This is a genomic window from Corynebacterium sp. UMB2355A (assembly GCF_033877495.1).
GTDB classification, from domain to species: Bacteria; Actinomycetota; Actinomycetes; order Mycobacteriales; family Mycobacteriaceae; genus Corynebacterium; species Corynebacterium pseudogenitalium.
The window spans coordinates 1752652-1777258 of the sequence record NZ_CP138855.1; the positions used below are offsets into that span (position 1 = coordinate 1752652).

Consider the following 24607-nt stretch of genomic DNA (forward strand, 5'->3'; position numbering starts at 1 on the left):
AAAACTATGAAACTTCGTCGCATTCTCGCCGCAGGCCTCGTGGCTTCCGCTCTTGCAGTGGGCGCACCGGTCGCACAGGCAGCACAGCCAGCGCCAGAACCGCTGGCAGGTGTCCTGCACGAGCTGAAGCGCCTCGGTGGCTACCAGGCACAGAACCTGATCCTCGTGCCTGCACTGCTGTCCTCTTTGGGCTTCCTGACGAACATCGCGACGTCTTCGCAGCGCGTCTAAATCCCACCCATTCACCCGAGACCATAGAGAGAGAACGTAAGAATGAAACTTCGTAACGCAATTGCAGTTGCCGCTTCTGTTGTTGTCCTGTCTGGCGTTGTTGCTACCGATGCAAGTGCTGCACAGTACCCAGAGCCGCTGAACAACGTCATGAACGAGCTGCGCAACTTCGCTGGCCCGCAGGGTCCGAACCTGCTGCTGGTTCCGGCTGTGCTTTCGTCCATCGGTGTCGTCAACATGGCCGTTGTGGTCATCCTGTCGATTGTTGCTGCGGCAACCGGCGTGGGCATCGCTGCTTCGAGCTAAGTGCTCACCGAGCAATAACGAACGCCCCCTTCCCTTCGCGGGAACGGGGCGTTTTCTTTCTGCTTGGGGGTTAGCGGCGTGTCGCCAGCGGGGTTGCCGGGGTGCCGCCCTTGTTTAGCCAAGCATAGACGCCGCCCATGATGAGGCCACCACCGATGTAGTTGCCGACCCACACGATGAGCCAGTTCATCAGGCCATTCGTCAGTGTGAACCCGGCGAAGTGCTCGGCGCCGATGCCGTAGCCCGCCAGGGAGAAGACGACGAAGCTGGCGATGGAGTGCTCGTACCCCATTGCGGCGAATGCGGGAACGATCAGCATGATGGCGAGGAACTTCGCGGTGAAGTCCTTGCCAGCCTGGATGGCGAGCAGCACGCCGATGTTGACCACGATGTTGGCGAAAATGCCTTCCATGAACAGCAAGCTGTCCGGCTTCGCGAGCTTGGTCTCAACGGTCGCGGCGAGGAAGCTGTCCATCCCGATCGGCTGGAACGCCGTGGCGTGCACCAGGAATACCGCGGTGATGAGGACGCCGAGCAGGTTGAAGATGGTGCAGGTGGAGACCATCAGGAAGCCCTTGAGCCAGGGGAGGCGTCCCGAGGCGCTGCCGTAGGTCATGAACATCATGTTGCCGGTGGCGAGCTCCGCACCCAGGACAACGATGACGTACAGCGAGAGGCAGAAGATAGCTGCGAACACGAAGCGGCCGTAGCCGGGGGCGCTGCTTTCTACTTGGGTGGAGGCGACGGTGGCGAAGGCCGTCATGATCGTCAAAAACATGCCGGCGAGCATGGAGCGTACCGCGAACTTGGGGAGTTCGTAGGTGTAGAGGTACGACTTGAAGCCGATTGAATCCGCAAGTGTGCCATCGAAGTTCATAGGTATGACCATACCAAAGGTCAGAACCGGGCACGAATCCACACAACCAAAAGTCGCGGTTTGCAGGCGCGCATGTTCCGTGCTTTAATATTCCAGTTGTCCGTTGCTGCGTGTTTGTTCTGCGCGTTTCCGAGCTGAGCATGTACGCCTGCGGTGCCGAAGGCGCCGTCGACAAGCGAAAAGACATCGAAGACATTGACCACGTGCGTATAGGACGGAAATCTAACGCACATCGACCCAGGTCAGGAGACCAATAGTGATTCAGAAGGAATCGCGCCTGAAGGTCGCCGACAACACCGGTGCACGTGAAATTCTGTGCATCCGTGTCCTCGGCGGATCCGTTCGGCGCTTCGCCGGCATCGGCGATACGATCGTCGCCACTGTGAAGGAAGCTGCCCCAGGCGGCAACGTTAAGGAAGGCGAAGTCGTTAAGGCTGTCATCGTTCGCGCGAAGAAGGAGACCCGTCGTCCGGACGGTTCCTACATCGCGTTCGACGAGAACGCTGCAGTGCTGATCAAGAACGACACCGAGCCACGCGGCACCCGTATCTTCGGCCCAGTTGCTCGCGAGCTGCGCGACAAGAAGTTCATGAAGATCGTTTCTCTCGCACCGGAGGTGATCTAGGGATGAAAATCAAAAAGGGCGATATGGTCCAGGTCATCTCTGGCAAGGATAAGGGCGCGCAGGGCAAGGTTATTGAGGCATACCCGAAGCGTCAGCGCGTTCTCGTTGAAGGCGTGAACCGCATGAAGAAGCACGTCGCGAACTCCTACAACGAGCGCGGCGCAGAGTCCGGCGGCATTGTCACCCAGGAAGCTCCGATCCACGTCTCCAACGTGATGGTCCTGGATTCCGACGGCAAGCCGACGCGCGTGGGCTACCGTTTCGACGAAAACGGCAAGAAGGTCCGCGTTGCAAAGTCGAACGGGAAGGACATCTAAGCATGGCTGAGAACTACACCCCTCGTCTGAAGACCCAGTACAAAGAGGACATCCGTACCAAGCTCAACGATGAGTTCAAGTACGACAACGTCATGCAGATCCCAGGTCTGACCAAGATTGTTGTCAACATGGGTGTCGGCGACGCTGCACGTGACTCCAAGGTCATCAACGGCGCACTCGAGGACCTCGCCGCGATCACCGGCCAGAAGCCACAGCTTCGCCGCGCGAAGAAGTCCATCGCTAACTTCAAGCTCCGTGAAGGCATGCCGATCGGCGCGAAGGTCACCCTCCGCGGCGACCGCATGTGGGAGTTCCTGGACCGCCTGCTGACGGTTGCTCTGCCACGTATTCGTGACTTCCGTGGCCTCAGCGACAAGCAGTTCGACGGTGCAGGCAACTACACCTTCGGCCTGACCGAACAGACGATGTTCTACGAAATCGACATCGACAAGATCGATCGCGTCCGCGGTATGGACATCACTGTCGTCACCACCGCAACGAACGACGACGAGGGCCGCGCACTCCTGCGCCACCTCGGCTTCCCGTTCGCTGACAAGGATGGCAAGATGCAGCGCGCATAACGCGTCACTGCTTTTCGACGAACACCCCTGCGACCCAACCGGGTTGCGGGGGTGTACGTCTTTTGGGGGAACCTGCAGAGCACACCCGAAAAGTACGCATGTACTGCTTTTGGGAAACGTCGGATAGACTGACATTCTGCAACAATCTCTCAGGTGAATTTGAGGAGGCCACAATGGCTTTGCAAGAAATGGTCCACGCTGGGGCCAAAAAGAAAGAGCAGCTTCTCGATAATGAGATGCCACGGTTTTTCGTCCGCGCGATTCTCGCCGGCATTTACCTGACCGCCGGTACGGCGTTCGCCGCGGTGGCGGGAAATGCGGTCAATGAATATGCGCCGGGGCTCGGCTCGGTTGTGTTCGCCTTGCTGTTCGGGCTTGGCCTGTTCGCGATCGTCATCCTGAACGCGGAGCTTGCAACGGGCGACATGATGTTTGCGTCCTGGGCGGCGACAGACAAGGTGTTCAGCTGGGGCAAGGGTATTTGGCTCGTCGTTGTGGTGACGGTGGCGAACCTGATCGGTGCGATCATTTTCGCGGCTGTGATGAGCCAGTCGGCCAAGTTCGGCTCGATGGATAACAGCCACCTGATTGTCACTCTGGTTGAGGGCAAGTTGGCGAAGCCGTTCTTCGGCGCACTGCTTGAGGCGATCTTCGCGAACTTCATTGTCAACATGGCGATTGTTGGTGCGCTGCTGGCGAAGGAGTTCATCTCCAAGTTCGTCGTGATCCTGCCACTGATCGCTATCTTCGTTGGCCTGGGCCTCGAGCACGTTATTGCGAACTTCTCGCTGTTCTCCCTGGCGTTCCTGTCCAGCACGCCACCTGAGGGATTCACCGCCGCTGCAATCCTGAGCAACTGGGTTGCTGTGTGGATCGGCAACTTCATCGGCGGTGGCCTGTGCATCGGCGGTGTCTACGCTTGGTTGAACAAGACGAAGACGGTGTACAAGGACTAGTCTGCAAGCTCCCCGGAGTACAGATTGAAGCGCTCGCCGCGCACAAAGCCGGCGAGCGCCATTTTTGTTTCGCGGGCCAGTTCGACGGCAAGGGAGGATGCCGCAGAGACCGCAACCATTGCCGGGAAGCCCGCCATCGCGGCCTTTTGCACAAGCTCGAATGACGCACGTGAGCTGACAACTAGGATCAGGTCGCTGGCTGGCAGGAGCCCTTCGAGTAGTAGGTGGCCAATGACTTTGTCGGTCGCGTTGTGTCGACCGATGTCCTCGCGGATTACTACAGGTTCGCCGTCAAAGGTAAACGCACCGGCCGCGTGGATGCCGCCTGTCTTACGGAACTGCTTTTGGCCGGTTGCAAGGGCGCCGGGTAATCGCATCACCAGGTCCGGGTCCAAGCGGACGGGAGTGATTGGCGCGGGCACCTTGCCCATGATGTCGTCGATCGACTGCGTGCCGCACACGCCGCATGCGCTCGTGGTAGTGGTCAGGCGAATGAACTGCGGTGCAGCGGGGGAGGCCGCGGGCCCGAGGTCGATGTCGAGCGTGTTGTACGTGTTTTCGCCGTTCGGCCCGACCGCACCCGCGCAGTAGCGCGCGGAACGAACGTCCTCTGCGCTGCTGATCAGTCCCTCCGCGAACATCCAGCCGTGTGCCAGCTCGACGTCGTGGCCGGGGGTCCGCATCGTGGTGGTTAGCGTGTCGCCGGTGGCGCGGATCGCCAGCGGCTCTTCCACGGTGACGGTATCGGCGCGGGTATCGCGCGCGAAGCCGCTGTCGGTGCGGGTGACTTTCGTGACGGCGAAGCGTCGATTAATCCTGCTCATACGTTTCCAGGAGCTTCGCTACCTTGGCAAGCGCCGCGCGCGTCGTTGCTGCGTCTGCATCAGTATCGCCCTGGAGCGCCGCACCGGTTGCGACGCCTACGACGAACGCCGTCGTTGGAGCCGCCGGGCGCGACGGGCCGTTGTGCGCGACGTCCGCTGTCATCTTCAGAATGTCGCCGACCAGCGAGCGCGTGAGATCCGGGGAAACGCCGAGCGTTCGGGAGACCTCTTCGAGCCACTCGTGTGTTGATTGCAAACCTTCGTTGTTAGCCATGTGTGCCACCTTAGTCGTCGTTCTTGTTGATGAGCCACGCGCTCGCAGCCGTGACCATCGCTTCGGCGCCGCGGTCGAGCGTCGGCTGGAGGTCGGGCGCGAACGCTGCGCTGTGATTGCCCGGCGCATGCGGGTAGCTGGCGAAGCCGCCGAGGCCCCAGAACGTGTACGGCACGCCGAGCGCGTCCGGGATGATCGAGAAGTCCTCGCTGGCAGGGACCTGCGCCAACGTCTGCGCTTCATCATCGAATCGCGCCTCGAAGGCGTTGCGTACCCGCTGCGTTACTGCGGCATCGTTGCTGGTGAGCGGGTAGGCGTCGTAGTACTCGAACTCGGGCAGCTGCGGGCTACGCGCTGCCTCGCACTCAGCGCGCACGATGCGTTCGATGGCCTCCTTGAGGTGCGCGCTCGTCGCCTCCGAATAGGCGCGGGTATTGATCAGCAGCTCCGCGCTATCCGGGATGACGTTGGATTTCGCTCCCGAATGGATCGCGCCGACCGTCAGCACCGCGGTTTCGGAAGCAGCAATCTCTCGGGAGACTACGGTGTGCAGCCTCGTCACAATTGTCGACGCCAACAAGACCGCATCGACGCCCATCTCAGGCATGGATCCGTGCGAACCCACTCCGTGTACTGTGACCTTCACCGAGAACGCCTGGGAGAGCACCGGGCCCGGCCGGGTCCCCACATGGCCCAATGGCAGCGTGCTGAGCACGTGTTGGCCCAAGTACACGTCGGGGTGGGGGATCGCGTCGGCGATACCGTGCTCAACCATGGAACGTGCACCGGAGGCAGTTTCCTCGCCGGGCTGAAATACGCCTACCAGCGTGCCGGACCAGGCGTCGCGGCAAGTGTTGAACGCGACGAGGGCCGCGAGCACCGAGCAAATGTGGAAGTCGTGCCCACACGCGTGGGACACCGGCACTTCTTGCCCCGTCGCAGCATCGACTTGGGTCTGCGTGCAGGCGTAGCCCTTGCCGCAATCCTCCTTGACTGGGAGGCCGTCAGTATCGCCGCGCAGGGCGACGACGGGACCAGGCCCGTTTTCGATGGTGGCGACGACGCCCGTTTCGCCCAATACCGAGTATGGGATCCCGGCTGCCTCAAGTTCCTGAACGATGCGCTGTGAGGTCTGGGTTTCCTGCATCGAGAGCTCAGCGTGTAGGTGGAACCAGCGGTAGAGCTCCTCGCGGTGCGTGCGGGTGGCGGAGAGGGCGTCGAAAAGTTCGTCGAGGTGCTTCATAGCACCGACTATACGACGCAGCGATCGGGCCAACGTGACTTGTTTCTTGTATAGAAGGAGTGTAATGTGGCCAAACGGACTTGTGCACAGATGGTTGTCTGCGCGCAAAATCCGAGAGAACATTGTACATCCAACTTTGTTGCAGGCCCCCCGCCGAGAAGCGGACCGCGTGCAAGGGAGGCGGCGAGCGCCCCGCGTTATTGAGCGTGGGGAGCGTGAAGTAGCCCCCGACAGATCATGCGGAAAACGCGACCTGGCACGACATAGTCTTGCTGGTCAGGTGGGTAGGGAACCGCAACGAGAAAGGTAAACGGTCACATCTTATGACGATGACTGATCCAATCGCAGACATGCTGTCTCGCGTGCGCAACGCGTCGCACGCACAGCACGAGAGCGTGACAATGCCTTCCTCCAAGATCAAGGCAAACATCGCCGAGATCCTGAAGCAGGAAGGCTACATTGCTGATTACAAGGTTGAGGACGCCAAGGTTGGCAAGCAGCTGACCCTGGACCTCAAGTACGGCCCGACCCGTGAGGCTGCCATCGCTGGCCTGCGTCGCGTGTCCAAGCCTGGTCTGCGCGTGTACGCAAAGTCCAACGACCTGCCGCAGGTGCTGGGTGGTCTGGGTGTGGCGATCATCTCCACGTCCCAGGGTCTCCTCACTGACCGTCAGGCCCAGGAGAAGGGTGTAGGCGGAGAAGTTCTCGCCTACGTCTGGTAAAGGGAGGTTGAAAAGACTATGTCGCGTGTAGGTAATGCACCCATCGCCATCCCGAATGGTGTCGAAGTTAAAATTAACGGTCAGGTCGTAGAGGTCAAGGGCCCTAAGGGTTCCCTCAACTTCGAGCTGCCTGAGCCAATCACCGCTGCGGTTGAGGACAACGAGATTGTCGTCTCCCGTCCGGACGATCACCGTAAGCACCGTGCGCTGCACGGCCTGTCCCGTTCCATGGTCAACAACCTCGTTGTTGGCGTGACTGAGGGCTACAAGATCAACATGGAGATCTTCGGTGTCGGCTACCGTGTCCAGGCCAAGGGCAAGAACCTCGAGTTCTCGCTCGGCTACTCCCACCCGATCCTCATTGAGGCTCCGGAAGGGATCAGCTTCGCAGTCGATGGCAACACCAAGTTCTCCATCGAGGGCATTGACAAGCAGCAGGTTGGCCAGATCGCGGCTAACATCCGCCGCCTCCGTAAGGATGACCCATACAAGGGTAAGGGCATCCGCTACGAAGGTGAGCAGATTCGCCGCAAGGTCGGAAAGACGGGTAAGTAATCATGAGCAATTCTGCAGAGAACACCAAGCGCACCCCGGTCGGCAAGGATATTTCCTCCCGCCGCCGCGAGGCTCGTGCACGTCGCCACTTCCGTATCCGCAAGACGCTGCGCGGCACCCCGGAGACCCCACGTCTCGTTGTGCACCGCTCTTCGCGTCACATCCACGTCCAGCTGATCGACGATCTCGCTGGCCACACGCTCGCAGCGGCATCCTCCATCGAGGCTGACGTGCGCGCAATGGAAGGTGACAAGAAGGCAAAGGCAGCCAAGGTTGGTCAGCTGATCGCTGAGCGCGCCAAGGCTGCAGGCATCGAAGCTATCGTCTTCGACCGCGCAGGTTACAAGTACCACGGTCGCGTCGCAGCTCTTGCCGACGCCGCTCGTGAAGGTGGTCTGAAGTTCTAATGACCACCGCAATCATCACCATCAACGGAAGGATCGCGTAATGGCCGAACGTGAACGGCGTGACGGCGGACGCTCCGCCGACAACCAGAACAAGAAGAATGAGCGCAACAACCGCGGTGGCCGTGGCCGTCGCGATGATCGTCGCAACCAGAATGATGACCGCGACAAGTACATCGAGCGCGTCATCACCATCAACCGTGTCGCAAAGACCGTGAAGGGCGGACGCAACATGTCCTTCACCGCTCTCGTCGTCGTTGGCGACGGCAAGGGCATGGTCGGCGTTGGCTACGGCAAGGCAAAGGAAGTTCCTGCCGCTATCCAGAAGGGTGCAGAAGAAGCACGTAAGAACTTCTTCCGCGTCCCGATGATCGGTGGCACCATTCCTCACCCAGTCCAGGCAGAAGAGGCAGCAGGCATCGTTATGCTGCGCCCGGCTGCACCAGGTACCGGTGTTATCGCCGGTGGCGCAGTTCGCCCAGTGCTCGAGTGCGCTGGCGTCCAGGACATCCTTGCTAAGTCGATCGGTTCTGACAACGCTCTGAACGTTGTTCAGGCAACGGTTGCAGGTCTCAAGCAGCTCGTACGCCCTGAGGAAGTTGCTGCGAAGCGTGGCAAGGACCTCGAGGACGTCGCACCTGCTCGCATGCTGCGCGCACGCGCAGGACAGGAGGCGTAAGAACAATGGCTTTGAAGATCACATTGCACCACGGCAAGGTTGGCGAGAAGCCACTGACCCGTAAGAACCTCGAGGCGCTCGGTCTGCGCAAGATCGGCCAGTCCGTCATTAAGAAGGACAACGCCGCAACCCGTGGACAGATCCTGAAGGTTCGCCACCTCGTTACCGTCGAAGAAGTTGCAGGGGAGTAGAACAACATGGCTGAAATTATCAAGCTCCATGATCTGCGCCCAGCAAAGGGCGCTAACAAACCAAAGTTCCGCGTAGGTCGCGGTGAAGCAGGCAAGGGCGGCAAGACCGCTGGCCGTGGTACCAAGGGCACCAAGGCTCGCAAGCAGGTCTCCGCAGCATTCGAGGGTGGCCAGATGCCACTTCACATGCGCCTGCCGAAGCTCAAGGGCTTCAAGAACCCGAACCGCGTGGAGTACCAGGTAGTCAACGTTCAGGCGCTCGCAGAAGCGTTCCCGAACGGCGGCACCATCACCATCGACGACATCGTCGCAGCTGGCCTGGTTCGCAAGAACCACCCAGTCAAGGTGCTGGGCAACGGCGACATCAACGTCAAGTTGGACGTCACCGCTACCAAGTTCTCCAAGTCTGCGGTTGAGAAGATCGAGGCAGCCGGCGGGTCCACCACCCAGGCATAAGCCTTCATCTTCGCGCCACAGCGCAGAGAAAAGCTCCCCACTCGTCAGCGACGAGGTGGGGAGCTTTCGTATTAGAGGGTTTCGACGGCGGCCAGCACGCCCCGCGTAAGCCCAGGCAGCGCCCGGTAGATCACGGTGTTCGCATGCTTTTCGACGCCCCCAAGCACCTGCTCAGCGAAGCGGGCGGGGTGCTCGGCGGTGAAGGAGCGAAGAACCGCCAGCGCTGCGGCTTGATCGGCCTCGGAGGACGCGTTGAGCGCCAGGGCGCACATTTGGCTGATACAGCGGAACTCCAGCCCGATGTGGTCCGGCGGGAGGTTATCGGCGCCGGGGTCAAAGCCGACCTGGTGGTAAACGGCGGCGACGGCCGCGGCGTCCTCATCCATGACGAGTCCGTCCTTGGAAAAGTACGGGGACTCGTACGGCTGGGCAAGCGGGGAGCTTACGCCAATGAACAGGTAGAGGTGGTCTCGCTGCAACGCTTCGGCGGTGTCGCGCTCCGCTTCCAGCAGGGCGTTGATGGCTTGCTGCGAGGCGTCGTCCTCGAGCGGCCATGATTGCAGGAAGGAGGGGTCGGAGAGGGCGTCGAGAAGCGGGCCTTGCGGCTCGTCGAGGAAGAGCTGCCCCACGATGTCTGCTGCGATGTGGCAGCGTTCAACTAACTCTGTGTGCATCAGATTCCGATCCGGTCGACTGCGCCGTAGAACATGAAGCGGCCGAGCAGCTCCGCGATGACCACCAGGATGTACGCGACGGTGATCCATAGCATTGCGCTCGAGGTGGGGCGGCGGGTGCGGCCGCCAAACGCCAGGATGAGGCCCACGATGAACGCGCCGACCAGCAGGAGCCCAATGCGGATGACGAACGCGGTCATGTTGAACTCAAACTGCGCCGGATTCGGGCCCGCGGGGCGGCCGTAGTTGAACACCATCACGATGAAAATGAGCGGCACGACGACGGTCAGCGCGATGCCGATCCAGCGCAGGGACGCGTGGATGAGGTCCCAGACTTCTTCCTTCTGGGCGTCTGTCTGGTCTTCGTTGCGCGCGGACGGAATCAGCTTTTTGATGAGCTCTGAGTCCTCGAGCCAGTTGTACGCCGTGAGCGCGACCGCAATCGCGAGCAGACCGGTGACCGCGGCGGAGAGATAGAACGCCGCCGGGGTAGTCCAGTGGTTCCACGATGGGATCGTGGGCAGCATGTAGAGGCGCGCCATGGTGGCGATGAACCCGATGCCGGCAATTGCGGTGATGACCGCGATGGTTGTGCGGGTGCCCACGGAGCCCCAGTCAAAGAACTGGCAGGCAGCGAACAGGAAGCCGAGCGCCGCGAAGATGCAGCCGCCCACGAGCTCCTGGGTGAGTCCGGAGGAACTGATGTGGCGCATCACGTTCAGCGCGTTGATCGGGTTGCCGAGGTGGAAGAACGCGAGGCAGAAGCCTGCGATCATGATTGGGCCGATTGCGTAGAGCGCCGGCACACAAATGCGGTTAATCGCGTTCGCGGAGTAGCGGGTGCGTCCCACCATTGTGATGACGCCGAGGACGAAGAACGCGCCGACTGCCATCTGCCCGAACGTAGTGAAAAACGTGAGGGGCCATTCGTGCATATTCATGAGTTAGACCTCTTCCGGGTTCATGATCTCGCCAGCATCCAACGCGTCCCAGCGCTTTGCGTCCTTGTGCGGCTTGATGGTCAGGCGTGGTTCGGTAAACGTTGGGTCCGGCAGCGGCGCGATGCCGGCGACGTCGCCGTGTTCCTTGCGCAGCTCGTCGATAGGGCCCCAGTCGAGCGCGCGCGACGGGCACGCGGCCACGCACGCCGGGTCCTTGCCCTCTGCGCGGTAGTCGGCGCACAGGTCGCACTTCGTCATGACGCCCTTTTCAGGGTTGAACTGTGGCGCGGAGTAGGGGCACGCCCACTCGCAGTAGCGGCAGCCCACGCACTTGTGCGGGTCGACGGAGACGACGCCGTCCTCGCCGATGTGCATCGCGGTGGTCGGGCAGACCTTGGTGCAGATCGGGTTGTCGCAGTGGTTGCAGGACACCGATGTGTAGTAGGTGAACGTATTGGTGGTCAGCTCGCCGTCGGCGTTGCGGTTCCAGTCGCCGCCCGAGTACTCGACCACGCGGCGCCAGTTCACGCCGATCGGTGTGTTGTGCTTGTCCTTGCAGGCGATCTGGCAGGCTTTGCAGCCGTTGCACAAGGTCTGGTCGAAGAAGAAACCAAGGCGCTTGCTCGGCTTGTCGTTGTTGTTAGCCATGTTGTTGTTTCACTCCTTGGTGTTGTTATTTCGCTTTTTCAACCTGGCACAGCGCCGTGTGCTGCGCGTTGCCCTTGGCAAGAGGGGAGGGATGCCAGCTGGTCAGCGTATTGACGGATGCCCCTACGTCCACGCCGCCGTCCTTCGGGTTGAACCAGGAACCCTGCGGCACCGAGATGACACCCGGTGCGATTCGCGGGGTGACGCGGGCGATGGAGCGGATCCGGCCACGCTTGTTGTAGGCGTAGACGGGGTCGTCGTTCTTGATGCCGCGTTCCTTGGCGTCGATGGGGTTGATCCAGAGGACCTGCGGGTGGGCGTCGTCACGCAGCCAATCGACGTTGCCGTAGGAGGAGTGGGTGCGGCCCTTGGTGTGGTGGCCGATGACCTGCAGCGGGTACTCCTTGTTCTCTGCGGCTTCCTCGGCGCCTTCCCAAGTTGCGACCTGCTCCGGCAGCGGTGTCAGCTTGTCGCCTGCGATGTTCGGGTCAAACTCCCACTCCTTCGACATTTCGTAGAGCTCGGAGGAGAAGATCTCGATCTTGCCGCTCGGGGTCTCCAGGGGGTTGGCCACTGGGTCCTCACGGAAGTCTTTCAGTGCGACCGTGGTTTCGCCTTCTCGACGCCACACACCCATCTTCTTGAGCTCCTCAAAGGACGGCAGCTCCGGGATCTCCTTGCGGGATTCGTCGAGGGTGTAGCGCAGCCACTCTTCCTGGGTGCGGCCTTCGGTGAATTTGTCGCGCACACCGAAGCGTTCAGCGAGGTCGGCGATGACGTCGTAAATCGGCCGACAGTCGTACAGCGGTTTGATGGCGTTGGAGGCCAGGATGGTGTACTCCAGGTTGCCCGCCGAGCCCTGCTGGATGATGTCGGTTTGCTCAGCGGTGGAGCAGTCCGGCAGAACGTAGTCCGCGTAGCGCGCGGACACCGTCATCTGGATGTCGCTGACGACGATGAGTTCGGCCTTGGAGTCGTCGCGAAGCAGCTCGACCGTGCGATTGAGGTCGCCGTGCTGGTTCGTGTTGGTGTTGCCGGCGTATTGCCAGATCATCTTGATCGGGACGTCGAGTTTGTCCTTGCCGCGTACGCCGTCCTTCGTCTTGGTCATTGCTGGGCCGTGGTCGACGGCCTGTGGCCACATTGCAACCGAGATCGACGTCTCCACCGGGTTCTCGTACTGCGTGTTGAACGGGTACGTCATCGGCAAGCTTGCCGAGCCTTCGCGAGCGCCGGTGCCTCCACCAGGGATACCGATCTGCCCGAGCAGCGCTGCCAGCGTAAACACCGCGCGCGACTGGTTCTCGCCGTTCGCGTGGCGCTGCGGACCCCAGCCCTGGGTAATTGCGGTTGGCTTTGCGGTGCCCATCTCTCGGGCAAGCTGGCGGATCTTCTGCGCAGGCACCCCACAGATGCGAGCGGCCCACTCAGGAGTCTTTTCGACGCCATCCGGCCCCTTGCCCTCAATGTAGGAGCGGTACGAGCCGTTCTTCGGCGCGCCCTTCGGCATGTGGTCCTCGTCAAAGCCGACACAATACTTGTCCAGGAACGCTTGGTCGTGCAGGTTCTCGGAGAGCAGTACGTGCGCGATACCTGCAACGAGCGCTGCGTCGGTGCCCGGGCGGATCGGAACCCATTCGTCGCCAAGGCCGACTGCGGTCTCGGAGTAGCGCGGGTCGATCACGATGGTCTTCACGCCGTACTTGCGTTTCGTCTGCTGGGTGACGAACGTCTCGCCACCACCGGACATGCGGGTCTCAAGCGGGTTGTTGCCGAACATGACCTGCAGCTTGGAGTTCTTCACGTCGTCGAAGGAGTTCGACGTGACCCAGGAACCGTAGTGGTACGGGTAGGCTGCCGTGATCTGCGCGGTGGAGTAGTCGGCGTAGTGGTTCAGGTAACCGCCAATGAGGTTCATAAAGCGTGCGAAGGGGGTTTCAGCGGGTGGCCAGGAGCGTGCCACGGTGCCGCCGATGGTGCCCGTGCCGTACGCGAGGTAGATGGACTCGTTGCCGTATTTGTCCAGGATGCCCTTCATCTGGTCGGCGATTTCGTCGAGCGCTTGCTCCCAGGAGATTTCGATCCACTCGCCGTCGCCGCGCTTCGTGCCCGGCTTGCGCTTCAGCGGCGTCTTTAGCCGGTCCGGGTTGTAGATGCGGTGGCGGATCGAGCGGCCGCGCACGCAGGCGCGGATCTGCTGCGAGCCGATGGAGTTGTCGCCGCCATCGTCGGGAAGGACGCGGATGACGCGCCCGTCCTCAACTTGGAGGCGCAGCGGGCAGCGGGAGCCGCAGTTGACGGTGCAGGCGGACCAGACGAACTTCGGGTCGGTGCTTGTGCCTTCTGCGGCCTCTGCGGCGCCGACACCTGGGGTGCCGCGCAGGAGCGTGCCAGAGACGGCCGTCGTCGCTACGGCTGCGCCTCCTACGAGGCCTGACCATTGGAGAAATTTACGCCGACTCACGGGAGTCGGCGTTGGTGTAGGTGCTGTGCTCATCGCTGTCCCTTCGAATGCGAGGATTTTCTACAGAAAAGTCGTGAATAAATGTAATACCAATTACCTATTTTCGAGTGTAGTGATTTTCAATCGAAAGTTGGAAACCCTCGCGGGGGTGCTGGCCGAATCGGGGGTTTGGCCTGCTAACTGGTAGAGTAGTGGGGTCAATCCTGTCTGGAGTGTCCCGTCAGCCCGCTACGGTGGTTGTGACGTGCACTTTTGGCAACCGTACTGTCCACTATCTCCTGCGTGAGTGCTGCAGGAGCCAGGAGGCTTTGTGTCCGCTATATTGCAAGCGTTCAAGGACCCGGATCTTCGGAAGAAGATTCTGATTACCCTTGCGTTGATGATTCTGTACCGCATTGGTGCCCAGATTCCGACGCCTGGTGTCGACTACGCGTTGATTAACTCCCGTCTGGAGGAAGTCGCTCAGGGTGACAACGCCACGATGTTCTCCATCATCGGGCTGTTCTCTGGTGGTGCGTTGCTGCAGTTGTCCATCTTCGCGATTGGCATCATGCCGTACATTACGGCGTCGATTATCGTGCAGCTGCTGACCGTGGTGATCCCGAAGTTCGAAGAACTGAAGAAGGAAGGGCAGTCGGGCCAAACCAAGATGACGCAGTACACGCGTTACCTCACGGTAGCGCTGGCGCTGCTGCAGTCCGCAGGTATTGTGGCGCTGGCCGACCGTGAGCAGCTGCTCGGCCAGGGGATTCCGGTGCTTATTGAGGACCGCAACATCTGGACGCTCATCATGATGATCATCGTCATGACGTCGGGTGCAGTCCTGATTATGTGGCTCGGCGAGATCATCACTGAAAAGGGCGTCGGCAATGGTATGTCCCTGCTGATCTTCGCTGGTATTGCGACGAAGCTTCCGTCCGAGGGTGCCTACATCCTGAAGAACTCCGGCGCGGTTACCTTCGCCATGGTCGTTGCGGCGATCATTGCGTTGGTCGTTGGCATCATCTTCATCGAGCAGGGCCAGCGCCGCATTCCGGTGCAGTACGCGAAGCGCATGGTTGGGCGCCGTCAGTACGGCGGTTCCTCTACGTACCTGCCGCTCAAGGTCAACCAGGCTGGCGTTATTCCTGTGATTTTCGCCTCCTCACTGATGTACGTCCCTGTCTTAATCACGCAGATCGTGACCATGAACAACACGACTCCGCCGGACAACTGGTGGATGAACAACGTTATGGCGTGGCTGCAGAACCCAGGCTCCTGGCAGTACATCCTGGCGTACTTCGCCATGATCATCTTCTTCTCCTACTTCTACGTCTCTATCCAGTATGACCCGGTCGACCAGGCAGAGAATATGAAGAAGTACGGTGGCTTCATCCCAGGCATTCGTCCGGGTCGACCAACCGCCGAGTACCTCGCGTTCGTGATGAACCGCCTCCTGTTCGTTGGCGCGCTCTACCTTGCACTCATCGCGATCCTGCCGAACCTGGCGCTCGACGCCGGCATTGGCGGCGCTGGCCGCGGTGGCATGAGTGCGTTCGGCGGTACGGCTATCCTGATTATGGTGTCCGTAGCATTGACTACGGTCAAGCAAATTGAATCCCAACTTCTCCAATCCAACTACGAAGGACTGTTGCGATAATGCGACTTGTACTACTTGGCCCTCCCGGCGCTGGCAAAGGCACTCAGGCAGCCATTCTCTCCGAGAAGCTCGGCGTTCCGCACATCTCCACCGGTGACCTGTTCCGTGCGAACATCGGCCAGGGCACCCCGCTTGGTGTCGAAGCGAAAAGCTACATCGATGCTGGCAAGCTTGTGCCGACCGATGTCACCGCACGCATGGTGGAAGACCGACTCAGCCAGGAAGATGCTGCGAACGGCTTCCTGCTCGACGGTTTCCCGCGCACCGTTGAGCAAGCAGAGATCCTGAAGGAGCTGCTGAGTAAGCAGGGCCTGAAGCTGGACGGCGTGCTCAACTTTGTTGTCGACGAAGACGTGGTGGTCGAGCGCATGCTCGCCCGTGGCCGCGCGGACGACAATGAGGAAACGATCCGCACCCGCCTCAAGGTTTACCGCGAAGAAACCGCGCCGCTGATTGATCACTACGGCGACGAGATCATCTCCATCGACGCTGTTGGTGACGTTGATGAAATCAACGAGCGCGCGATGGCGCAGCTGAAGAAGTAACATACAGCGTCTATATAGGCGCAAGGGCCGGTAGGGACTCGACGAGTGCCTACCGGCCCTTTTACGCAGTAACTCTAGGAAGGAAGCGAATGATGGGGTTCCGGAAGCGCAAGATTGTCGCAAAGACACCTGAGCAGCTCGACGCGATGGAGAAGGCAGGCCGAATCGTCGGTTTGGCGCTGCAGGAGGTGCGGGCGGCGGCCGCCCCCGGCAAGTCGACGCTTGACTTAGACAAGGTCGCGGAGGCTGTTATCCGTGATCACGGGGCCACGCCCACGTTTTTGGGGTACCAGGGGTTTCCGGGCTCGATCTGTGCATCAGTCAACGAGGTAGTCGTGCACGGAATCCCGAACAATGAGACTGTGCTCCGCGAGGGAGACCTGGTCTCTATCGACTGTGGCGCGACCTTGCATGGTTGGGTAGGGGATTCTGCGTGGACGTTCGGTGTGGGTGAGCTCGAAGCGGACGTCGAAAAGTTGAACCGGGCAACTGAATGGGTGCTGTACGAGGGGCTGAAGGCGATGGTGCCGGGCAACCGGTTGACCGACGTGTCGCATGCACTCGAGCGCGCGACGTATGCAGCAGAGGAGAAGTTCGGAGTGGAGCTCGGCATTGTGGACGGGTACGGCGGCCACGGGATCGGACGCACGATGCACGAGGATCCATACCTTGCCAACGAGGGAAAACCCGGGCGCGGCCCTGTGATCCAGGAGGGGTCGGTGTTGGCGATTGAGCCGATGCTGATCCTCGGCGGGGAGATCGACACGGAGGTGCTCGGTGACGACTGGACGGTCGTTTCCATCGACGGCGCCCCGGCATCGCACTGGGAGCACACGGTCGCCGCCACGGCTGACGGGCCGCGCATCCTCACTGTCCGCGAAGCGAAGTAAGCTATACTGCCCACATGCGTTATCAACCTCGACATGCGAAGCCATCCCAACTGAGCCGCAAGCTTGCCGGTTTGAGTGTTGGAATCGGCGTCGCCGCCTCCATGCTTGCCCAGCCAGCGATGGCGGAGGCGCAGCAGATGCCAGCGATGTCTTCGAATGGTGGACTGGGTGCCCTGCTTGAGCAGACGCAGTCTCAGCTCTCCAGCATCGGCTCCAGTACGCCCGACGCACGTGAGCGAGCATGGCAGACCCGCAACTCGCTGCGCGCGCAGGCCGACGGATTGGCGGCAATCAACAAGGACCTGCCAGCCCAGGCGAAGGCAAGCATCGATGCTACTGTCGAACGCTTCTACCCAGGCCTGATCGCCGAGAAGACTCCGAAGCCAGCGCCGAAACCAGCTGCACGCCCGGCGCCACCTGCACAACCCGCGTTCGATTACGGCCCATGTCCGAAGGATGCGAAGGTGTGTGTGGACACCGGCGGACGCCGTTCCTGGCTGCAGAATAACGGCCAGATGTACTACACGGCTGACCTGATCGGTCCGGGCAGGCCTGGCCTTGATACGCCGAAGGGTACGTTCTACGTCAACCGCAAGGTGAAGGATGAGATCTCGTGGGAGTTCGGCAATGCGCCGATGCCGTACGCGACGTACTTCACCAACAACGGTATCGCGTTCCACCAGGGGGATCCGTCGATTCTCTCGCACGGCTGCGTTCGCATGTACCGCGCGGATGCCCAGCGTTACTTCCAGGATCTGGCTATCGGGGACAAGGTCTTCGTCTTCTAGCTGCTCCATTTTTTCGACGCCCACCTGCGGACTTAGCTTCCCAGGTGGGCTTGTGTTTGCGCTGGTGAAGGGATATAGTTGACCACTGGTGTTTATGCACCACGTAGTACAAGTATGTTTTACGTCAGCTACCAGCGGAAACATTGCGCATCAATGAGGATCGCTGTGTTCCGTGAGCTATAGGAAGTGGAGTGTATGGCAAAAGAAGGCGCCATTGAGGTAGAGGGTCGCATCGTCGAACCTTTGAAGAATGCTATGTTCCGTGTCGAGCTCGACAACGGGCATGAGGTCCTTGCTCACATCAGTGGCAAGATGCGCCAGCACTACATCCGCATCCTTCCTGAAGACCGGGTCATTGTGGAGCTGTCTCCATATGACCTGGACCGTGGGCGTATCACGTACCGCTACAAGTAATTTCGTTTGAAGCCTCCTTACCCAGACGCGTGGCGTTGCTGCGCGTCGCTTACCTTTGGCTACGGTGGCCAAAGCCACGTGTATCACGGCCCATCCTCCGGTACGGTCCGGATAAAGAGTCGGTTGGCGTGGGCGGATAGGGAGAAAACCGCCGTAACAACCCGAAAGGTACGTTCCACATGGCACGTCTAGCTGGTGTTGATCTTCCGCGCAATAAGCGCATGGAGATCGCACTTACTTACATTTATGGCATCGGCGCAACCCGCGCCAAGGAGCTGCTCGAGAAGACGGGCATTTCTCCAGACCTGCGTACGGACAACCTGAGCGACGATCAGCTGTCCGCACTGCGTGACGCAATCGAGTCCTCCTACACCGTAGAGGGCGACCTGCGTCGTGAGGTGCAGGCAGACATCCGCCGCAAGATTGAAATCGGCTCCTACCAGGGCCTTCGTCACCGTCGTGGCCTGCCTGTTCGCGGGCAGCGCACCAAGACGAACGCTCGCACTCGTAAGGGCCCGAAGAAGACCATCGCAGGAAAGAAGAAGTAATCCATGCCTCCTAAGACTCGTTCCGGTGCGCGCCGTGGTGGCCGTCGCATCGTAAAGAAGAACGTGGCTGCTGGCCACGCATACATCAAGTCGACCTTTAACAACACCATCGTCTCGATCACGGATCAGACCGGTGCTGTTATCTCCTGGGCTTCCTCCGGCCACGTTGGCTTCAAGGGATCCCGCAAGTCCACGCCGTTCGCTGCTCAGATGGCAGCTGAGAACGCTGCTCGCAAGGCGATGGACCACGGTATGAAGAAGGTTGACGTTTTCGTCAAGGGTCCAGGCTCCGGCCGTGAGACCGCAATCCGTTCGCTCCAGGCTGCTGGCCTGGAGGTGTCCTCGAATCTCTGACGTGACCCCACAGCCGTTCAACGGCTGCCGTCCGGCGAAGCGTCGTCGCGTTTAAGGCAGAAAGGAAAAGAGGTAATACATCATGGCTCGTTATACCGGCCCTGCTACCCGTAAGTCCCGTCGCCTCCGCGTCGATCTCGTCGGCGGTGACATGTCCTTCGAGCGTCGCCCATACCCTCCGGGGCAGGCTGGCCGCGCTCGCATCAAGGAATCTGAGTACCTGCTCCAGCTCCAGGAGAAGCAGAAGGCTCGCTTCACCTACGGAGTGATGGAGAAGCAGTTCCGTCGCTACTACGAGGAGGCCAACCGCCTCCCAGGTAAGACCGGCGACAACCTGCTGATCCTGCTTGAGTCCCGTCTGGACAACGTTGTATACCGTGCAGGTCTGGCGCGCACACGTCGCCAGGCACGTCAGCTTGTTTCCCACGGTCACTTCACCGTGAACGGCAAGCGTATCGACGTTCCTTCTTACAAGGTCACGCAGTACGACATCATCGATGTTCGTGACAAGTCCCGCAAGATGCTCTGGTTCGAAGAGGCCCAGGACAACCTGCTGGACGCCGTTGTTCCGGCATGGCTCCAGGTCGTTCCGGACACCCTGCGCATTCTCGTGCACCAGTTGCCGGAGCGCGCTCAGATCGAGGTGCCGCTGCAGGAGCAGCTCATCGTCGAGCTCTACTCGAAGTAAGCCCGCTTACTTCACCCCGCACTGCGTCGATACGTACGTATACAAGTGGTGCGATATCTTTCCGAAAGTCCATATTCTCGCGGCTTCATATAGTGGTAGCCGGAAAAGGAGAAGTTCATGCTCATCTCACAGCGTCCGCAGCTGACCGAGGAGTACATCGATACCAACCGCTCGAAGTTCATCATCGAGCCACTCGAGCCAGGTTTTGGTTACACGCTGGGTAACTCCCTGCGCCGTACGCTGCTGTCGTCCATTCCGGGCGCAGCGGTTACCTCGATCAAGATTGATGGTGTGCTCCATGAGTTCACCACCATCAACGGTGTGAAGGAAAACGTTTCCGAGATCATCCTCAACATCAAGGACATCGTGCTGTCGTCGGAGTCCGACGAGCCAGTCGTGATGTACCTGTCCGTTGAAGGCCCGGGAGTCGTTACCGCCGGCGACATTGAGACGCCAGCTGATGTTCAGATCCACAACCCGGATCTGCACATCGCTTCGCTCAATGAGCAGGCACGCCTTGAGATGGAGCTTGTCGTGGAGCGTGGCCGTGGCTACGTCCCGGCGATGCCGAACTCTGGTGGGGAAGCCGGCCGCATTCCGGTCGACCAGATCTACTCGCCAGTGACCCGTGTTGCCTACAAGGTTGAGGCAACCCGTGTTGAGCAGCGCACTGACTTCGACAAGCTGATCATCGACGTGGAGACGAAGAACTCCATGTCTGCTCGCGACGCGTTGGCTTCGGCCGGTTCCACCCTGGTGGAGCTGTTTGGCCTGGCACGTGAGCTGAACACGGCAGCAGAAGGCATCGAGATCGGCCCGTCCCCACAGGAGACGGAGTACATCGCGGCTTACAACCTGCCGATTGAGGATTCAACTTCTCCGTCCGGTCCTACAACTGCTTGAAGCGCGAGGGCATCAACACCGTCGGCCAGCTGGCTGAGTGCTCCGAGACCGACCTGATGGATATCCGCAACTTTGGCGAGAAGTCCATCAATGAGGTCAAGATCAAGCTCGCCTCCATGAGCCTGACGCTGAAGGACGCTCCGGAAGATTTCGACCCGACCCAGATCGAAGGCTACGACGCCGAGACTGGTGACTACGTCGACGACACCGCGGAAGAAACCGAGTAAACCAAGAGCACGCGCTCACAATCCCATACGAGGAGTACGAAAATGCCTACCCCGAAGAAGGGTGCCCGTCTCGGAGGGTCCGCCGCCCACCAGAAGCACATTCTGTCTAACCTGGCGCAGTCCCTGTTCGAGCACGGCGCCATCACGACGACCGATGCAAAGGCGAAAGCACTTCGCCCATACGCTGAGAAGCTGATCACCAAGGCGAAGGGCGGTTCCCTGCAGGAACGCCGCGCTGTTGCTGCGAAGCTTCCGAACAAGCAGATCGTTGCATACCTGTTCAACGAGCTTGCACCGAAGTTCGAAAACCGCAACGGCGGCTACACCCGCCTGATCAAGGTTGCACCTCGCTCCGGCGACAACGCTCCAATGACCCAGATTTCCCTGGTTCTGGAGCCAGCTGAGGCGAAGGCTTCCAAGGAGGACTAATCCTTCGCTGAGTGAGCTTTTCTAGCTCAACCACATGAGACCCCGCGTCCACCTTCACGGTGTCGCGGGGTTTTCGCATTCCAAGAGCACGCGACCAGTTTGCTAGCCTGTAACGAATGAACACGATGCGGCTGCGTTTCGACATCGCCTATGACGGCACCGACTTTCACGGCTGGGCCCGGCAGAAAGGCGACCTGCGGACCGTCCAAGGAACCGTTGAAGACGCGCTCGCGCTTGTGCTGCGCCACCCCGTCGCCCTGACGGTCGCGGGCCGTACGGATGCGGGGGTGCACGCCCGCGGTCAGGTTGCGCACGCGGACATTGCTCCGGAGTCATTGCAGCAGCGCTCTCTTGACGGTGATCCTGCGCGCCTGGTGCGTCGCCTTGCCAAACTGCTACCGGACGACATCCGAGTTCATCAAGTCCGGGAGGTTGCCCCTGAGTTCGACGCTCGCTTCTCGGCGATGGCGCGTCACTACATCTACCGCGTTACTACCAACCCAGCGGGGGCGCTGCCGACACGGACGCGTGACACTGCAGTGTGGGCTCGCCCAGTCGACGTGCAGCTAATGCAGCAGGCCGCCGACGTGCTGCTCGGGCTGCACGACTTCGCGGCGTTCTGCAAGCCGCGACCGCACGCGACGACAATCCGCGACGTGCACAGCTTTCGCTGGGTGGACGCTTCCACGGAGGCGGAGCCGCAGCTCTACGAGGCACACATCAGTGCCGACGCGTTCTGTTGGAACATGGTGCGCGCACTGACCGCGACGTGCCTCACGGTCGGGCAGGGCAAGCGCGACCTGGCGTGGGCCACTGGACTGCTCGACGCCACTGAGCGGCGCGCCGACGTACCGTTAGCCCCCGCGAAGGGGCTGACCTTCGACCACGTTGTGTACCCACCAGAGCAGGAGTGGGAGGCACGAGCCAACACAACTCGTGATCGGCGTTCGCTCTGAGAGCGCAAAGCGATAAGATTTCACCAGTCTCAACGTCTTAGGTCTCGAAGGAGTACGCGTGGTCACTGCCGGGATGTTCATAGCAGCGGTACTTGTGTTTGTGCTGCCAGGATTCCTGGTCAACGTCATCTCCGGCATGCGTGTGCCGGCGTCGGTGGTAGCGTCGATACCCGCGAGCTTCGGCATTATTGGCTTCAGTGCCTGGTCTTGGGGCCTGACGTCGGCGAGGTTTTCGCCGTGGACGTTCTCTGTGAGCGTGGTGTTTGTGATGTTGTGTGCTGCGGGGTGGCGCTACGCGTTTGCGCGCCGCGCCCGCGAGCGCTGGACTGGCACTGGGCAACTGTCGTGGCGTCGGGCGCTGCTGCCGGGGACTCCGCAGGAGCGGCGCGAAGGCAGCGTGGTTGACCCCGTCTGGGTGCTGCCGCTGCTTGGTGTGATTGCGGGGTCGGCGATGCTGATTAGTGACAAGCTGCGGTGGCTGCAGGGAACTCCGCTGGGTTTGGCAAATATCGTGCAGGGTTGGGATTCCCAGTGGCACGCTAATACTGTGCGCTTCATCATGGATGAGGGGATTGCGTCGCCAACGCGCATGGGGGAGTTGATGTACCAGGAGACGCACAGTTCGCTGTTGTATCCCTCGGGGTACCACGCGGGGGTTGCGTTGTTTGCCAAGACCGCTGGGATGGCGCCGATCCCCGCGCTGAATGTGGCGCAGGCGATCGTGCCATCGGTGGCGGCTTGCGTGTCCGTGGCGTGCCTGGTGTTTGCGTTTCTGCGGTCGCGGGGGCTGACGGCGCAGATCGCGGCGGGGTTCGCGCCGCTGCTGGTGTACGGTGCGCCGCAGCTGATGTGGGTGTCGGATTTTGTTGGCATGTGGCCGTACATGATGGCAGTTGCGCTCACGGGCATTGTGATTTGGCAGTTCCTGGAGGTGCCACGGCATCACAACTCGGCGTTTGCGGCGGCCATCGGGTTCTTCGGGGTGGTGGCGGTGCACCCGTCGCCGGTGACCACGATTGCGCTGGCGGTGGCCTTCGCTTGGTGCTTTTCGACGCTTCTTCGTCCCGTCCGTTCACGCCTCGTGGACACTGTCTGGTTAGCGGCCCCGGCGCTTGCCGGTGCGGTGCTGTTCCTGCCACAGATGTTTGCTGGTTCCGAGCAGGCGCAGGAGGTCGCGGGGTGGTCTACTCCGGAGGATGGCACGGCGCCAAATCCGTGGGCGCTCGCGATCACGATGGATACGCGCCACGTCACTGAGTACTTCCCGAACTACAACCCGACTGTGCTGCTGTGGCTCGCGCTCGTGGGGGCGGTGGCGGTTGTGGCGTGGCGTCGCCAGGTGTGGCCGGTGGCGTTCTACGTCCTGTCACTTGCGACGGTGGTGCAGGCAACCGCACCGCTTCCGCCGGTGCTGGACGTGGTGCCTTCGCTGGTTTCGGGGCTGCACTACAACACGGCGCACCGCCTGGTGTTGCCGGTGGTGATGTGCGTCATCGTCGCGGCGGCCATAGGGGCCTCGGTGATGATTCGGATGCTGACGTTGGCGCCGGTTGCCGCGCGTGAGGGCACGGTGGTGGCGAAGGGGGCGTCGACAATTGGGGCGGTGCTCGTGTCCCTCGTGGTGGCTGCGAGTACTGCGACCGCCGTGCACGCGAATGCAGCTCAATCGGCGGAGGGCATTTACACCGCTCCGCGCGTTGGCGGTCGAATGGTCAACGATGACGACCTGGCTGCGTTCGACTGGCTCGCGACGCAGCCTGTGGCGTGGGAAGGCGTGACCTACGGCGAGCCCGCGGACGGGCATTCGTGGCTGTATGCCTACACCGGCGTGCCGACGCTCTCCCGGCACTACCTGTGGCCAGCGAAGACACGAGGCGACGACACCGCAACCGCGTTGTTCGACGTAGAGATGCTCGGGCGCGGGGTGCTCGGCGACGCGACGGCGAAGAACGCCGTGGACCGGGCCGTTGAACGGCTGAACATCAAGTTTTACATCGCATCGCCGCCGTCGTTCTGGGCGCAGCAGCCGCCGCGCGTGAATTTGAACAATGCCACGGCCAATAGCGCGCTGACCCCGGTGTACGTGAAGGGAGACACGGTGATCTTCGCGGTGAACGAGGCGTTTACGCGCGCCGAGCTCGCGGAGATGCAGCACGACGCCGTCAAGCACGGCTCGGAACCGCTGGAGCTTTGGTAGTGTAAGACAGCGTTATTGGATATCGGGGGATACAACATCGGGGGTATACATGTCGCAGCGA

The 24607-nt window shown here is 61.0% G+C and carries 29 protein-coding genes and 3 pseudogenes; 24 read left to right on the forward strand and 8 right to left on the reverse strand.

The features are described 5' to 3' along the window. Nucleotides 1-6: 6 nt before the first annotated feature. Together R0V12_RS08190 and R0V12_RS08195 are read left to right on the forward strand one after the other, a co-directional pair. Nucleotides 7-231, forward strand: a complete 225-nt coding sequence (locus R0V12_RS08190) for a hypothetical protein (protein WP_070363085.1) — start codon at nt 7-9, stop codon at nt 229-231. Nucleotides 232-273: 42 nt separating this feature from the next. Further along, nucleotides 274-537 (forward strand): hypothetical protein, encoded by a 264-nt coding sequence (locus R0V12_RS08195; RefSeq protein WP_070363084.1) that lies wholly within the window; start codon nt 274-276, stop codon nt 535-537. A 70-nt stretch (nt 538-607) separates the two neighbouring features. On the opposite strand, the gene R0V12_RS08200 is transcribed toward R0V12_RS08195, so the two are convergent. Further along, entirely contained in the window at nt 608-1414 is an 807-nt protein-coding gene (locus tag R0V12_RS08200; protein ID WP_070363587.1) for a formate/nitrite transporter family protein, read from the reverse strand. 256 nt (nt 1415-1670) lie between these two features. Between R0V12_RS08200 and rplN the strand changes: the two genes are divergently transcribed. From rplN to R0V12_RS08220, 4 genes are all read left to right on the forward strand, one after another. Next, nucleotides 1671-2039 carry a 50S ribosomal protein L14 gene (gene rplN / locus R0V12_RS08205; RefSeq protein WP_070363083.1) on the forward strand — a complete coding sequence of 123 codons (369 nt, stop codon included), beginning with the start codon at nt 1671-1673 and terminating at the stop codon, nt 2037-2039. Between the two features lie 2 nt (nt 2040-2041). Further along, on the forward strand, nt 2042-2356 hold the full coding sequence (rplX, locus tag R0V12_RS08210; RefSeq protein ID WP_070363082.1) for a 50S ribosomal protein L24: 315 nt from the start codon (nt 2042-2044) through the stop codon (nt 2354-2356). A 2-nt stretch (nt 2357-2358) separates the two neighbouring features. Further along, nucleotides 2359-2937: a 50S ribosomal protein L5 gene (rplE, locus tag R0V12_RS08215; RefSeq protein WP_070363081.1), complete on the forward strand. Its 579-nt coding sequence runs from the start codon at nt 2359-2361 to the stop codon at nt 2935-2937. A 173-nt stretch (nt 2938-3110) separates the two neighbouring features. Next, entirely contained in the window at nt 3111-3893 is a 783-nt protein-coding gene (locus tag R0V12_RS08220; RefSeq protein WP_070363080.1) for a formate/nitrite transporter family protein, read from the forward strand. Here the strand turns inward: R0V12_RS08220 and fdhD are convergent. From fdhD to R0V12_RS08235, 3 genes are read right to left on the reverse strand one after another with little or no spacing between them, the layout of a single operon-like run. Next, nucleotides 3890-4717, reverse strand: a complete 828-nt coding sequence (fdhD, locus tag R0V12_RS08225; protein WP_071572775.1) for a formate dehydrogenase accessory sulfurtransferase FdhD — start codon at nt 4715-4717, stop codon at nt 3890-3892. The genes R0V12_RS08220 and fdhD overlap by 4 nt on opposite strands. After that, entirely contained in the window at nt 4704-4991 is a 288-nt protein-coding gene (locus R0V12_RS08230; protein WP_070976034.1) for a DUF6457 domain-containing protein, read from the reverse strand. Before R0V12_RS08230 ends, fdhD begins: the two co-directional genes overlap by 14 nt. Nucleotides 4992-5001: 10 nt before the next feature. Further along, a complete protein-coding gene (locus R0V12_RS08235; protein WP_256000509.1) occupies nt 5002-6234 on the reverse strand; it encodes an amidohydrolase in 1233 nt (410 codons plus the stop codon). A gap of 323 nt (nt 6235-6557) precedes the next feature. On the opposite strand from R0V12_RS08235, the gene rpsH reads away from it, so the two are divergent. From rpsH to rplO, 6 genes are read left to right on the forward strand one after another with little or no spacing between them, the layout of a single operon-like run. Next, nucleotides 6558-6956, forward strand: a complete 399-nt coding sequence (rpsH, locus tag R0V12_RS08240) for a 30S ribosomal protein S8 (RefSeq protein ID WP_070363078.1) — start codon at nt 6558-6560, stop codon at nt 6954-6956. Nucleotides 6957-6974: 18 nt separating this feature from the next. Next, nucleotides 6975-7511, forward strand: a complete 537-nt coding sequence (rplF, locus tag R0V12_RS08245) for a 50S ribosomal protein L6 (RefSeq protein ID WP_070477559.1) — start codon at nt 6975-6977, stop codon at nt 7509-7511. A gap of 2 nt (nt 7512-7513) precedes the next feature. Continuing rightward, a complete protein-coding gene (rplR, locus tag R0V12_RS08250) occupies nt 7514-7918 on the forward strand; it encodes a 50S ribosomal protein L18 (protein WP_070363076.1) in 405 nt (134 codons plus the stop codon). Nucleotides 7919-7958: 40 nt separating this feature from the next. Further along, entirely contained in the window at nt 7959-8594 is a 636-nt protein-coding gene (gene rpsE, locus R0V12_RS08255) for a 30S ribosomal protein S5 (RefSeq protein ID WP_070363075.1), read from the forward strand. 5 nt (nt 8595-8599) lie between these two features. Next, a complete protein-coding gene (gene rpmD / locus R0V12_RS08260) occupies nt 8600-8785 on the forward strand; it encodes a 50S ribosomal protein L30 (protein ID WP_070363074.1) in 186 nt (61 codons plus the stop codon). Nucleotides 8786-8791: 6 nt separating this feature from the next. Then, complete coding sequence (gene rplO / locus R0V12_RS08265; RefSeq protein ID WP_070363073.1) at nt 8792-9241, forward strand: 50S ribosomal protein L15; 450 nt, start codon at nt 8792-8794, stop codon at nt 9239-9241. A gap of 71 nt (nt 9242-9312) precedes the next feature. Here the strand turns inward: rplO and R0V12_RS08270 are convergent, their stop codons facing one another. The 4 genes from R0V12_RS08270 to R0V12_RS08285 are packed head-to-tail and all read right to left on the reverse strand — an operon-like array spanning nt 9313 to nt 14001. Continuing rightward, nucleotides 9313-9915 carry a TorD/DmsD family molecular chaperone gene (locus R0V12_RS08270; protein WP_256000510.1) on the reverse strand — a complete coding sequence of 201 codons (603 nt, stop codon included), beginning with the start codon at nt 9913-9915 and terminating at the stop codon, nt 9313-9315. Then, entirely contained in the window at nt 9915-10856 is a 942-nt protein-coding gene (locus tag R0V12_RS08275; RefSeq protein ID WP_070363071.1) for a dimethyl sulfoxide reductase anchor subunit family protein, read from the reverse strand. The genes R0V12_RS08270 and R0V12_RS08275 overlap by 1 nt, the downstream gene beginning before the upstream one ends. A gap of 3 nt (nt 10857-10859) precedes the next feature. Beyond that, a complete protein-coding gene (locus tag R0V12_RS08280; RefSeq protein WP_070363070.1) occupies nt 10860-11504 on the reverse strand; it encodes a DMSO/selenate family reductase complex B subunit in 645 nt (214 codons plus the stop codon). Nucleotides 11505-11529: 25 nt separating this feature from the next. Further along, on the reverse strand, nt 11530-14001 hold the full coding sequence (locus R0V12_RS08285; RefSeq protein ID WP_320072459.1) for a DMSO/selenate family reductase complex A subunit: 2472 nt from the start codon (nt 13999-14001) through the stop codon (nt 11530-11532). Nucleotides 14002-14278: 277 nt separating this feature from the next. On the opposite strand from R0V12_RS08285, the gene secY reads away from it, so the two are divergent. The 12 genes and pseudogenes from secY (at nt 14279) to R0V12_RS08345 (ending at nt 24546) form a co-directional block, all read left to right on the forward strand. Next, entirely contained in the window at nt 14279-15607 is a 1329-nt protein-coding gene (secY, locus tag R0V12_RS08290) for a preprotein translocase subunit SecY (RefSeq protein ID WP_070477568.1), read from the forward strand. Next, nucleotides 15607-16152 (forward strand): adenylate kinase, encoded by a 546-nt coding sequence (locus tag R0V12_RS08295; protein WP_256000512.1) that lies wholly within the window; start codon nt 15607-15609, stop codon nt 16150-16152. Before secY ends, R0V12_RS08295 begins: the two co-directional genes overlap by 1 nt. Nucleotides 16153-16244: 92 nt before the next feature. Next, a complete protein-coding gene (gene map / locus R0V12_RS08300; RefSeq protein WP_256000513.1) occupies nt 16245-17042 on the forward strand; it encodes a type I methionyl aminopeptidase in 798 nt (265 codons plus the stop codon). Nucleotides 17043-17056: 14 nt separating this feature from the next. After that, a complete protein-coding gene (locus R0V12_RS08305) occupies nt 17057-17830 on the forward strand; it encodes a L,D-transpeptidase (protein ID WP_070477570.1) in 774 nt (257 codons plus the stop codon). Between the two features lie 195 nt (nt 17831-18025). Next, complete coding sequence (infA, locus tag R0V12_RS08310; RefSeq protein WP_018017508.1) at nt 18026-18244, forward strand: translation initiation factor IF-1; 219 nt, start codon at nt 18026-18028, stop codon at nt 18242-18244. A gap of 179 nt (nt 18245-18423) precedes the next feature. Then, nucleotides 18424-18792 (forward strand): 30S ribosomal protein S13, encoded by a 369-nt coding sequence (rpsM, locus tag R0V12_RS08315; protein WP_070477572.1) that lies wholly within the window; start codon nt 18424-18426, stop codon nt 18790-18792. Nucleotides 18793-18795: 3 nt separating this feature from the next. Next, nucleotides 18796-19201: pseudogene (gene rpsK / locus R0V12_RS08320) on the forward strand (30S ribosomal protein S11). Nucleotides 19202-19228: 27 nt separating this feature from the next. Continuing rightward, nucleotides 19229-19834 (forward strand): 30S ribosomal protein S4, encoded by a 606-nt coding sequence (rpsD, locus tag R0V12_RS08325; protein WP_070363063.1) that lies wholly within the window; start codon nt 19229-19231, stop codon nt 19832-19834. A 117-nt stretch (nt 19835-19951) separates the two neighbouring features. Beyond that, nucleotides 19952-20964 (forward strand): annotated as a pseudogene (locus tag R0V12_RS08330) (DNA-directed RNA polymerase subunit alpha). A 42-nt stretch (nt 20965-21006) separates the two neighbouring features. After that, a pseudogene (gene rplQ / locus R0V12_RS08335) lies at nt 21007-21387 on the forward strand (50S ribosomal protein L17); the annotation flags it as partial. Nucleotides 21388-21509: 122 nt separating this feature from the next. Further along, nucleotides 21510-22349: a tRNA pseudouridine(38-40) synthase TruA gene (truA, locus tag R0V12_RS08340; protein WP_288792289.1), complete on the forward strand. Its 840-nt coding sequence runs from the start codon at nt 21510-21512 to the stop codon at nt 22347-22349. 58 nt (nt 22350-22407) lie between these two features. After that, complete coding sequence (locus R0V12_RS08345) at nt 22408-24546, forward strand: DUF6541 family protein (protein WP_320072460.1); 2139 nt, start codon at nt 22408-22410, stop codon at nt 24544-24546. Nucleotides 24547-24607: the final 61 nt, after the last annotated feature.

What these genes read in the sequence shown, in the direction of transcription:
- R0V12_RS08190 (WP_070363085.1), top strand. Translation starts at nt 7, where the DNA reads ATGAAACTTCGTCGCATTCTCGCCGCAGGCCTCGTGGCTTCCGCTCTT.
- R0V12_RS08195 (WP_070363084.1), top strand. Translation starts at nt 274, where the DNA reads ATGAAACTTCGTAACGCAATTGCAGTTGCCGCTTCTGTTGTTGTCCTG.
- R0V12_RS08200 (WP_070363587.1), bottom strand. Translation starts at nt 1,414, where the DNA reads ATGAACTTCGATGGCACACTTGCGGATTCAATCGGCTTCAAGTCGTAC.
- rplX (WP_070363082.1), top strand. Translation starts at nt 2,042, where the DNA reads ATGAAAATCAAAAAGGGCGATATGGTCCAGGTCATCTCTGGCAAGGAT.
- rplE (WP_070363081.1), top strand. Translation starts at nt 2,359, where the DNA reads ATGGCTGAGAACTACACCCCTCGTCTGAAGACCCAGTACAAAGAGGAC.
- R0V12_RS08220 (WP_070363080.1), top strand. Translation starts at nt 3,111, where the DNA reads ATGGCTTTGCAAGAAATGGTCCACGCTGGGGCCAAAAAGAAAGAGCAG.
- fdhD (WP_071572775.1), bottom strand. Translation starts at nt 4,717, where the DNA reads ATGAGCAGGATTAATCGACGCTTCGCCGTCACGAAAGTCACCCGCACC.
- R0V12_RS08230 (WP_070976034.1), bottom strand. Translation starts at nt 4,991, where the DNA reads ATGGCTAACAACGAAGGTTTGCAATCAACACACGAGTGGCTCGAAGAG.
- R0V12_RS08235 (WP_256000509.1), bottom strand. Translation starts at nt 6,234, where the DNA reads ATGAAGCACCTCGACGAACTTTTCGACGCCCTCTCCGCCACCCGCACG.
- rpsH (WP_070363078.1), top strand. Translation starts at nt 6,558, where the DNA reads ATGACGATGACTGATCCAATCGCAGACATGCTGTCTCGCGTGCGCAAC.
- rplF (WP_070477559.1), top strand. Translation starts at nt 6,975, where the DNA reads ATGTCGCGTGTAGGTAATGCACCCATCGCCATCCCGAATGGTGTCGAA.
- rplR (WP_070363076.1), top strand. Translation starts at nt 7,514, where the DNA reads ATGAGCAATTCTGCAGAGAACACCAAGCGCACCCCGGTCGGCAAGGAT.
- rpsE (WP_070363075.1), top strand. Translation starts at nt 7,959, where the DNA reads ATGGCCGAACGTGAACGGCGTGACGGCGGACGCTCCGCCGACAACCAG.
- rpmD (WP_070363074.1), top strand. Translation starts at nt 8,600, where the DNA reads ATGGCTTTGAAGATCACATTGCACCACGGCAAGGTTGGCGAGAAGCCA.
- rplO (WP_070363073.1), top strand. Translation starts at nt 8,792, where the DNA reads ATGGCTGAAATTATCAAGCTCCATGATCTGCGCCCAGCAAAGGGCGCT.
- R0V12_RS08270 (WP_256000510.1), bottom strand. Translation starts at nt 9,915, where the DNA reads ATGCACACAGAGTTAGTTGAACGCTGCCACATCGCAGCAGACATCGTG.
- R0V12_RS08275 (WP_070363071.1), bottom strand. Translation starts at nt 10,856, where the DNA reads ATGAATATGCACGAATGGCCCCTCACGTTTTTCACTACGTTCGGGCAG.
- R0V12_RS08280 (WP_070363070.1), bottom strand. Translation starts at nt 11,504, where the DNA reads ATGGCTAACAACAACGACAAGCCGAGCAAGCGCCTTGGTTTCTTCTTC.
- R0V12_RS08285 (WP_320072459.1), bottom strand. Translation starts at nt 14,001, where the DNA reads ATGAGCACAGCACCTACACCAACGCCGACTCCCGTGAGTCGGCGTAAA.
- R0V12_RS08295 (WP_256000512.1), top strand. Translation starts at nt 15,607, where the DNA reads ATGCGACTTGTACTACTTGGCCCTCCCGGCGCTGGCAAAGGCACTCAG.
- map (WP_256000513.1), top strand. Translation starts at nt 16,245, where the DNA reads ATGGGGTTCCGGAAGCGCAAGATTGTCGCAAAGACACCTGAGCAGCTC.
- R0V12_RS08305 (WP_070477570.1), top strand. Translation starts at nt 17,057, where the DNA reads ATGCGTTATCAACCTCGACATGCGAAGCCATCCCAACTGAGCCGCAAG.
- infA (WP_018017508.1), top strand. Translation starts at nt 18,026, where the DNA reads ATGGCAAAAGAAGGCGCCATTGAGGTAGAGGGTCGCATCGTCGAACCT.
- rpsM (WP_070477572.1), top strand. Translation starts at nt 18,424, where the DNA reads ATGGCACGTCTAGCTGGTGTTGATCTTCCGCGCAATAAGCGCATGGAG.
- rpsD (WP_070363063.1), top strand. Translation starts at nt 19,229, where the DNA reads ATGGCTCGTTATACCGGCCCTGCTACCCGTAAGTCCCGTCGCCTCCGC.
- truA (WP_288792289.1), top strand. Translation starts at nt 21,510, where the DNA reads ATGAACACGATGCGGCTGCGTTTCGACATCGCCTATGACGGCACCGAC.